At 67.1% G+C, this 9,190-nt stretch carries 8 protein-coding genes, 1 tRNA gene and 1 other RNA gene; 3 read left to right on the top strand and 7 right to left on the bottom strand.

What is annotated here, in order from left to right:
- Positions 1–219: 219 nt before the first annotated feature.
- The 6 genes from ACFWU5_RS25685 to ACFWU5_RS25660 form a co-directional block, all read right to left on the bottom strand.
- On the bottom strand, positions 220–1,503 hold the full coding sequence (locus tag ACFWU5_RS25685) for an ROK family protein (protein ID WP_379269309.1): 1,284 nt from the start codon (positions 1,501–1,503) through the stop codon (positions 220–222).
- A 369-nt stretch (positions 1,504–1,872) separates the two neighbouring features.
- Complete coding sequence (locus tag ACFWU5_RS25680; protein WP_379246346.1) at positions 1,873–2,577, bottom strand: hypothetical protein; 705 nt, start codon at positions 2,575–2,577, stop codon at positions 1,873–1,875.
- 104 nt (positions 2,578–2,681) lie between these two features.
- Complete coding sequence (locus ACFWU5_RS25675) at positions 2,682–3,260, bottom strand: HhH-GPD-type base excision DNA repair protein (protein WP_379269307.1); 579 nt, start codon at positions 3,258–3,260, stop codon at positions 2,682–2,684.
- Between the two features lie 10 nt (positions 3,261–3,270).
- Entirely contained in the window at positions 3,271–4,560 is a 1,290-nt protein-coding gene (locus tag ACFWU5_RS25670) for an aminotransferase class I/II-fold pyridoxal phosphate-dependent enzyme (RefSeq protein ID WP_379269305.1), read from the bottom strand.
- A 155-nt stretch (positions 4,561–4,715) separates the two neighbouring features.
- Positions 4,716–4,810: signal recognition particle sRNA small type (gene ffs / locus ACFWU5_RS25665), an RNA gene on the bottom strand.
- A gap of 35 nt (positions 4,811–4,845) precedes the next feature.
- A complete protein-coding gene (locus ACFWU5_RS25660) occupies positions 4,846–5,391 on the bottom strand; it encodes a TetR/AcrR family transcriptional regulator (protein ID WP_379246341.1) in 546 nt (181 codons plus the stop codon).
- Between the two features lie 159 nt (positions 5,392–5,550).
- Here ACFWU5_RS25660 and ACFWU5_RS25655 point away from each other — a divergent pair, with 159 nt between their 5' ends.
- The 3 genes from ACFWU5_RS25655 (at position 5,551) to ACFWU5_RS25645 (ending at position 7,449) form a co-directional block, all read left to right on the top strand.
- Positions 5,551–6,585 (top strand): hypothetical protein, encoded by a 1,035-nt coding sequence (locus ACFWU5_RS25655; RefSeq protein WP_379246339.1) that lies wholly within the window; start codon positions 5,551–5,553, stop codon positions 6,583–6,585.
- Positions 6,586–6,651: 66 nt separating this feature from the next.
- A tRNA-Ser gene (locus ACFWU5_RS25650) sits at positions 6,652–6,736 on the top strand.
- Between the two features lie 167 nt (positions 6,737–6,903).
- Positions 6,904–7,449, top strand: a complete 546-nt coding sequence (locus ACFWU5_RS25645) for a DUF5994 family protein (protein ID WP_379246337.1) — start codon at positions 6,904–6,906, stop codon at positions 7,447–7,449.
- On the opposite strand, the gene ACFWU5_RS25640 is transcribed toward ACFWU5_RS25645, so the two are convergent.
- On the bottom strand, positions 7,450–8,901 hold the full coding sequence (locus ACFWU5_RS25640) for a threonine/serine exporter ThrE family protein (protein WP_379246335.1): 1,452 nt from the start codon (positions 8,899–8,901) through the stop codon (positions 7,450–7,452). It abuts the gene before it with no gap.
- Positions 8,902–9,190 lie beyond the last annotated feature (289 nt).

Genomic DNA, 9,190 nt, shown 5'->3' with positions numbered 1-9,190 from the left:
GCCTCAAGCAACGGTGGCTAACTCGCGGCCCCTCAGGGGCCGCGCTCGAGCGCGCCAGCGCTCCAAAAACACAGCCTCAAACAGTCTGGGACCACCCAAACCTTGCAGCTTTGCCACACAAACCGCCGGGGACCACCAAACCCCCGAGGCTCTGCCAAACCCCCGAGGCTCTGCCAAACCCCCGAGGCTCTGCCAAACCCTGAGGCTCTGCCCCAACCCCTAAACCCGGCGCATAGCCGCCAACGGATCCGCATACAACACACTCAGCGAAGTAACCACCGCAGCGAACTCCTGCACCTTCCCCCCGAACCCACTGATCCGAATATCAGTAGCCGCCAACTGAGTACTCTGCGAAAACGCCCGAGCCACATGCCCCAGCGCAGGCCGATACCCCGTAAAAGCCTGCCCTCCCAACACAACTCGGTCCGGGTTCAGCATGTCCCGCACCAGCGCGACAGTCTGCCCGAGCATCGTGGCCCGCTCGGCCAGCAATTCCCGTGCCGACTCCGACCCCGACTCCGCCGCCCGATACAGATCGTTGATCGTGGTCCCCGCAGTTCCGTTGTGCGCCGGGATGATTCCGCGACCAACGGCCCGAGCCTGCAGAGCTCGATCGCCGACGGTCACTTCCAAGCACCCACGCCGCCCGCACGTGCACTGCACATCGGACCCCGTCGGCAGATGCGCGATCGACCCCGGCCCGTTGCTCGGCGTGTGCACCCGCCCATCGAGAGTGACTGCGATACCGGCGGTTTCGCGCACATAGAAGTAGAGGCTGCTGCCGTGCTGGGCAGCGGGAAGTTCGGTGTCGGGCTCGGGCCGACGGGCGTCGAAGGTCGGCAGCAGCAGCTCCGAACCCGCCATCGCCTCGACGTGCGGCGCCACCGACACCGGCAGCTCGAGCACGTCACCGAGCACCTGCCCGATCGGGGCGCCCTTCCATTCCAGCTTGGGATGGTCCACCACCCCGGTCTGCGGATCCACCCGCCCACCGATGGCAACGCCCGCCCACAGCGGCGTGCGCCGGTGCCACCGCTGCAGGAAAGCCTTGGCGCTGCGGGCCACTGTTGTGACCGCGAATTCCTGCCCGGTCTGCGGGGTGGCGATGGCCAGCCCGCCGAGAATGCGCCCGCGCAGGTCCGCGGCTACGATCTTGGTGGCCTCGGCACCGATATGGATACCCAAGGTCAGATAGGCATCGTGGTCGATCTCGAACGGCACGCGCGGCCGCCCGACAGCACCGGCAGCGGTCAGATCGGCCCGCTCACGCAGCAGCCCGGCCGAAAGCAGCGCGGCCACTTGACGATTCACCGTGGCGATACTCAAACCCGTTGCCCGAGCGGCATTGTCACGCGACACCGGACCCGAGGCCGCGGTTCGCAGCACCGCGGCCGCCGGATTGTCACTGCGTCGCAGCTCAGGGGGTACAACAGGGCGCGAAACGCGAGAACGGACGACACCGCCGGTCCGAGTGAGGGGGCGGTCGAGAATGGGAGCAGACATAGGAAGTTCCTTGCTGAAATCCCGTTGTCGCAACGGGATTGCCTACACGTATGACGTGGCGGCGCAGGAGTCGGAAGGACTCAGCCGCAGTGGCAGGAACGACACAGTTCACGGGTCAACGGCAACCGCAGGCCCAGAGCGGCGGTCACATAGGTGACCCGCTGGGCGGTGTGATGGTTACCGGACATAACAATCAAGTTAACACCGAATCCGGACCCATCCAAGCCGAACCGGCGGATTGTGCCGTGCGGCACACCGAACCCCAGCTCACAGCGTTTCGGTGCGCGCGTAATGCGGCGCGTGTCGCCCTACAAACGCCAAAAACCCTCCCGGGAAACAACTTCCGGAAGGGGCTGACGAACCGCGTGGCTACTTGGCCGGTGCGGTGAAGGGTGCGTTGATGGTGGTGAAGTACTGAATGGCGGCGCCGATCGCGACCGGTGCGGTGATGAAGATCTGACCGGCCAGGGTGCCCAGCGCTCCCACTGCCAGGATGCCGCCGATGCAACCGACGGCCGCCGCGGGCAGGAACGGCCCGAACAGGCCGACGATGGTCGCCGCCGCGACGGACGCGCCGACGATGCCGCCGAGCACGCAGCCCACCGCACCGCCGGTGAGCCCACCGACCAGCGTGCCCACCGCGGCACCGGTGGAGATGGTGCTGGTCAGGCGACTCCAGGCCGCCACCTCGCGGTCGTATTCGGACTTGAACGGCGCCTTGTCCTCGAACGGCAGCGCGACCGGCTTGTAGACCGCCTTGTCGACGTCGAGCTGCGGTGTCAGGGTCGCGGTGTTGCCCGCGATGTGCGCCGCGATCGGCAATTCGTAGTCGTCGAGGCGGAAGGTCAGCGGGGTGGCCGCGATGGTGGTGCCGTTGGCGGCCTTCACCTTGAAGGCGCCGTCTTCGACCACCAGAGACCCGGCGTCGGTGGTGATCACGGAGGTGCCGTCGACTTCCGCGGCGGTGAAGTTCACGGGTGCGTCGACCTCGGGGGTCGCCACGGAGGTGCCCGCGCCCGCACCGGTTGCCAGGGTCACGAGCGCCGCGACCACGGCGAGCTTCCTCATTTTCATAACGTGCCAATCCCTCATCAGTCGGTGGAGCTGTTCGAGGGCAAGCTTCGAGCAGATCGTTCGCGCAGACGAGGGAAAAAAGCAGCCGGATCTTAACTAAGAGTTCACTTCGAATCCTTCGCAGCCGCCTTGGCCTGTTTCTTGAATTCCCTGACCTGAGTCAAAGTCTCGGCGTCCACCACATCCGCCACCGACCGCCGTGACCCGTCGTCGCCATAGGCTCCGGCGGCTTCCCGCCACCCGTTCGGGTGCACGTCCCGCTGCTTCCCCAGCAACGCGAGGAAGATCTTGGCCTTCTGCGCCCCGAACCCCGGCAGGTCCTGCAACCTGCGCAGCACCTCTTTCCCGTCGGGGTCGCCCGCGGTCCAGATCGCCGCGGGCTCCCCGTCATAGTGTTCGATCACGTACTGCGCCAACGCTTGTGCGCGCCGGGCCATCGAGCGCCCGTACCGGTGGATGGCGGGCGGTGTCGCGGCCAGTTCCTCGAATTCGGCCGGGTCGGCGTCGGCGATCTGCCGCAGCGAGAACCCGCCCATCCGGTCGGCGAGTTTGCGCGGCCCACGAAACGCGTGCTCCATCGGATATTGCTGATCCAGCAACATCCCCAGCAGCAGCGCGAAATCGTCGGTGCTGAGCAGTTCGTCCGCCTCGGGTTCCTGCGCGAGGCACAGCGTGCGGGTCATGGGTTCGACTTTATCCCTGGTCGAGCAGTTTCTCCGTGGCCGCGAGCAGCACGCAGGTCGCCAGCCCGTCCATCGCCTTCTCCAGTTCCGGCAGCTGCGGGAAGCTGGGGGCGATGCGGATGTTCTTGTCGTCGGGGTCGTTGCGGTACGGGAAGGCCGAGCCCGCGGCGGTGAGCGCGATGCCGGCGTCCTTGGCCAGGGCGATCACCCGGGCGGCGGTGCCGTCGAGCACGTCGAGGCTGATGAAGTAGCCGCCCTTGGGCTCGGTCCACGACGCCACCTTCGAGGCGCCGAGGCGGTCCTCGAGGATGCGGCGCACCAGCGCGAACTTGGGTTCCAGCAGCGCACGGTGCTTCTGCATGTGCTCGCGCACGCCCTCGGCGTCGGTGAAGAAGCGCAGGTGCCGCAGCTGGTTGAGCTTGTCGGGGCCGATGCTCTTCTTCGACGCGTGCGACAGATACCAGTCGATGTTGGCCTTGGACGCACCGAAGAAGCTCACGCCCGCGCCCGCGAAGGTGATCTTGGACGTCGACGCGAAGACCAGCGGACGGTTCGGGTTACCGGCCGCGGCGGCAAGGCCGAGCACGTCGATCACCGGCGCCGCGGTGTCGGTGATCGGGTGCACCGCGTAGGCGTTGTCCCAGAACAGCCGGAAGTCCGGCGCCGCGGCGGGCATCGAAACCAGTTCGCGCACAACGTCTTCGGAGTACACGACACCGGTGGGGTTGGAGTAGTTCGGCACCGCCCACAGGCCCTTGATCTGCGGGTCGTCGGCCAGCAGGGCCGCGATGGCGTGGGTGTCGGGGCCGTCGGGCAGCATCGGGATGGTGATCATCTCGATGCCGAGTGCCTCGGTGATGGCGAAGTGGCGGTCGTAACCCGGTGCGGGACACAGCCATTTGATCGGCTCGTCGACCCAGCGGCGCGGGGAGTCGGGGGTGCCGTACAGCATCGAGAACACGATCAGGTCGTGCATGATCTCGAGGCTGGCGTTGTTGCCCGCCAGCAGTTGGTCAACGGGGATGCCCAGCAGTTCGCCGAAGATCGCGCGCAGTTCGGGCAGACCGTTCAGGCCGCCGTAGTTGCGGCAGTCGGCGCCGGTGCCGTCGCGGAAGTCGCCGTCGCCGGGCAGTGACAGCAGCGAATCCGACAGCGCGAGTTGTTCCGGTGAGGGCTTGCCTCGGGTGAGATCCAGCGTGAGCTTCTCGGTCTTGAGCGTCGCGTAATTCGCGGTCTGGGACTCGTGTTCGGACACGAGTTCCGCGTGGCTCATCAAACCGATCTGCGTTTGCCGGGGCATCCTGGGCAGCCTTTCGAAGCAGCAAGGTGGGCGCACGCCGTGCGTGCTGACACCCGCAAGGCTACCCGGCGGCGGATCGGAATCGGCGGGGTATGTGCCCCGGATCAGGCTCGCACGCTGCGAAGGTGCGTGAGCCGAAGGGGGATCCCCAGAAATTAAGGGGACCCCGCGCACCCGGCAGAGCCCGTTGACCCTTGCTGCCTTCCGGCCCTGGGGGAGTTCACAGGATGCTCGCCGCGCGGGATCCGTCGGCCAGTGTAGCGGCTAATCGGACAGGCGGCGATCTCAGGGTTCGAACAGCAGGTCCGCGGCACGGGTGAGCACTTCGATGCGGGTACGGCCCTCGTGGTCGGCGGCCAGGAAGTGCGCGCCGATGGTGGCACAGAAGGCGAGCAGGCTCCTGGCTTCGACCTCGTCGGGATCGTCGCAGAACGTGCCGATCGTCTCGCGCAGCAACGCCATTCGCGTGTTGTCGACGCGGCGTAGACGTTGCGCGACCGCGTCGTCGCGGCGGGCCCAGTCGCGGATCGCGAGGTCGATGGGCAGCAGTCGATGACTGGAGAAGGTGAGCAGGCCGGCCACCCGCGCCTTGGTCTTCGGGTCTAGGTCGGCCACGCGTTCGAGCACCTGCTCGGTGGCCTCGCTCTCCCACGCGTCGAGCATGGCGGTCAGCAGGGCGTCGCGGTCGGCGAAATAGCCGTAGAACCCACCCTTGGTGACGCCGATGCGCTTGGCCAGCGCCTCGATTCGCACGGCGTCCACACCCGAGGACGCGAGCACCGCAAGACCTTCCTCGACCCATCTGACCTTGGGCGTTCGTGCGGTTCCCACGATGTGTGTCACCTCATATCCCTGGATTGCCACCCGATCTCGCAGTGTACGCAGCCGTATAGTCGCCGCACTGTCGGTGATGCTGGCTACGATCTATCCGAATATCGGTAGCCGGGGGGGTCCGTTCCCCATGACGCAGACGCAGAGGGGGGTTCGAGCATGACCGACCCGAATCAACAACCGCCAGGCAAGGGTGTTCCGCCGTCCGACCCGACCGTCGCGTGGTGGGAACGACCGGGCGAGGGCGCGGGACAGAATCCGGCGCAGGCCGATCCGACGGTGCTGCGCGGCAATATCGGCGCGCCCGGGCCTTACACCGCACCGCCCTCGCCGTATCAGAGCGGCGCCAACCCGCAGCCGTACACCGCGCCGCCCTCGCCGTACCAGGGCAGCCCGCAGCCGTATCAGAGCGGTGCGAACCCGCAGCCCTATCAGAGCGGCGGCGCGAACCCCCAGCCCTATCCGCCGCAGCAGTTTCCCCAAGCGGGCGGCTACGGCCCGACTCCCCCGCAGCAGCCCTGGGGCGCACCGCCGCGTCCGCCGTCGTCGGGTGGCGGCAACAAGACCCTGTGGTGGGTCCTTGGCTCCATCGCGGTGGTCGGCGTGCTGGTGGTCGGCCTGATCGCCTTCGCCGCGAACAAGGCCGAGGACGCGTTCGGCCCCGATTCGGACAAGTGGGCGGGCAACTACGAGTATCGCGAGGGCAAGAACGCCTGCGAACTGGTCGACCTGACCGTGCTGAACAAGTGGTCGACCACCCGCGAGACCACCACCCACACCGAGCACCCGCCCTACGAGTACATCGGCGGCGGCTCCTACGACTGCGACGCCGACAACAAGGACTCCGGCCGCAACGGCAACTCGGCGAGCCTGTCGCTGGACGTGCAGTTCAAAACCGATTCCGGCAGCGAATCGGACTACGCGCGATGGAAGAACTCCGACACCAAGACCACCGGCAAGGGCTACGAGAACGGCCCGGTGAGCGGCCTGGGCACCGAGGCGTATTTCGCGAGCGAGCAGCAGACCTACAGCTCGATTCCCAACCGGTACATCTACACCGTCGCCGCGATCGACAGCAATATCTCGGTGAAGGTGCAGATCGAGGTGTCCACGATGAGCTCCTACGACCGTGCCTCGATGGCCACCGCCGCGGAATCGCAGGTCCGCAAGGCCATGGCAGCTTTGAAGAAGTAGCAGGTCAGATGCCTGTCCCGGGGGCGGTTTGGCGTAAACCCCCGGTCACCCGCTATGCTGCTCCACGGAGGATTCGCCTAGTGGCCTATGGCGCTCGCCTGGAACGCGGGTTGGGTTAACGCCCTCAGGGGTTCAAATCCCCTATCCTCCGCAACAGCAGGGCCCTGATCGGTTCGCCGATCGGGGCCCTGTTCGTTTAATCGGTGGATCTGTCAGTGGGCATCCGTAGAGTGAGCCCCGACGGTGCGGGAGACCCCCACCACACCCACACGCCGTCGTCGCCGCACCTCCCACCTATGTGCGTGCCGACACAGTGCAATGGGTACCCAACCTTCGCGCGCGTCCGAGAACAGGACCGCGCCGGTCGACAGCCACGAAGAGGCATCGATCGAACAAAACCAGGAAGACGAAGACGAAGTGAATACATCACCTGAAACGAGCATCGGGCGCGACGTGTCCGGGCCGATCCGGCTGATGCTGCGTGACCGCACAGCCACCACCGGGCCCATCGACGGCGCCTGGTGGCCACGAACCGACCAGCCGATGACCGAACTGCACCAGCTGGTCGCCGCGGTCGCGCCGCGCATCGGCAAATTGGCCCGGCTCGGGTTCGACTGGACCTCCAGCGAATCCGGCGACGACAACACAGCCCACAACAACACAGCCAAAAACGATCAGGCCGCGCGCATCATGCACGTGGTCGGCAGCAACGGCGCCGCGCTGGCGTTGCTGGTCATCCCCGCGGCCACCGAGGCACCGGCCGCCCGCAGCCATATGCGCTGGGCGGCGGGCAAGCCGCGCATCCAGGACCCGGCGCCCGCTGAGAAGGCAGCCGACGGGCCCCGGATGCTCGTGCAGATCTAGTCAGCGGTCGCTGGTGTAGGTCGGGTCGAAGTCGCGCGGTGCACCGCGACGACTCAACAAGCGGTCGAACCATTCGCCGAGAATGACGCCCGCGGCCAGCGCACAGCCCACACCGAACGCCCCGAGGATCTGTCCGAAGCCCAACAGGGTTTCGTCCTCGAGCAGGGCATACAACCCTCGGTACACCTTCAGACCCGGCAGCAGCGGCGTGATCCCGGCCGCTGCCACCACCAACGGCGGCGTGAGCGCGCGACGCGCCATCAGACCACCGGCCAGACCGATCAGCGTGGCGGCCAGACCCGACGCCACCACCGGCCCGAAGCCGATGTACTGGGCGCCGAGGAAGACCATGATGCCGCCCGCACCACTGAGTCCGGCCGCGACCAGCGCCCGTCGCTCGGCGTAACAGGCCAGCGCGAACGCGATCGACGCGACGGCACCGGCGGCCAGTTTGATCGGCAGATACTGGATGTCACGTCCGGCGTCGGCCGCGATCTCGGGCACCGCGATGCCGATCATCGTCGAAATACGAAGGGCCAGACCGATACCCGCGACGATGCCCGCCGTCATCATCACCACTTCGAGCATGCGGGCGGCGGCGGTGACGGGGGCGCCGGTGATCGCGTCCTGCACCGAACCCACCAATTGCAGACCCGACAGCAGCACGGTGATCCCCGCGGCGACGATCAGCGCGGCGTCGGCACGCCAGTGTTCGCTGAACGCGGCCAACGCGATGGCCGGGGTGGCGGCGACGATCCCGCCGATCATGTGCTGGAAGAACAGCGGCAGACCCAGCTGATGCAGCACCCGGTTCACCACATCGATCACCGCTGTCGTGGCGAAACTGATTGCGGCGAGCAGGAATCCACCGCCAAGCAGCACCGCGATCGCCGCCGCCAGCAGCGACCAGCCCAACGTGGATACCCAACGCGGGTACGGGTGCCGGGAGGAGATGAGTTCGTCCAGCGCCGCGTGCGCCTGGTCGACGGGCACGATCTGGCTGCGGATGCGGCGGGTGAGGCGGTCGACCGCGGCCAGTCGGGTGAAGTCCAGCGAGCGGTACTTCACCACGCGCATATCGCTGGCCGGTGGGAGTCGCGGCCCGCGGTCGGCCCAGATGCGGATCGCGTCGAAGGTGACGTCGATATCGCAACTGTTCAGGCCGTAGGTCGAGGCGATGAAACGGACCTGCGCGGTGGTGTCCGCGACACCGGTGCCCGCCGAGAGCACGACCTCGCCCACCCGCACGGCCAAGTCCAGTACCTGCGCGACCTCGGCATCGTCGGCGAGGTCGATCGGCTGCAGCGGGGTGGGCGCGGCGACGATGTTGTCGGCGGTGGCGCGTTGCGACGGCAACAGGAACGGTCGACGCAGTCGCCACCATCGATGTCGCAGACTCGGGCGTTCGAGAATTGTGGCGCCATCGCCTTCCGCCAGTGGGTCCGCACTCATACCTCGACGGTATAGCCGTTGGCAGCGGCTTCGCGTTCTCGCAATCAGTTCGTCAACGTGTCGGGGCCGCTGACCTGGTATCGGCGCTCAGATGTCCTCGATCAGGCCGGTGCTGTAGGCCATCGCCGCCAGGTGTTGCAGACAGCGCGGACCGCAGTCATTGTGCTCAGTCATCACGAAACGGGCCTGCTGCAGCGAAGAAATGGAAGAATCGGCCAGGCAGTCGGCATGGGCGACGCGCCAGCGGTCTTCGTGACCCGCGAGCGCGGCGCGCGAGGTCGGCGGGTCC

This window comes from Nocardia sp. NPDC058640, assembly GCF_042716995.1.
Classification (GTDB): domain Bacteria; phylum Actinomycetota; class Actinomycetes; order Mycobacteriales; family Mycobacteriaceae; genus Nocardia.
Note: the sequence above shows the minus strand (reverse complement) of the source record. Positions and strands in the feature narration are given on the sequence as shown.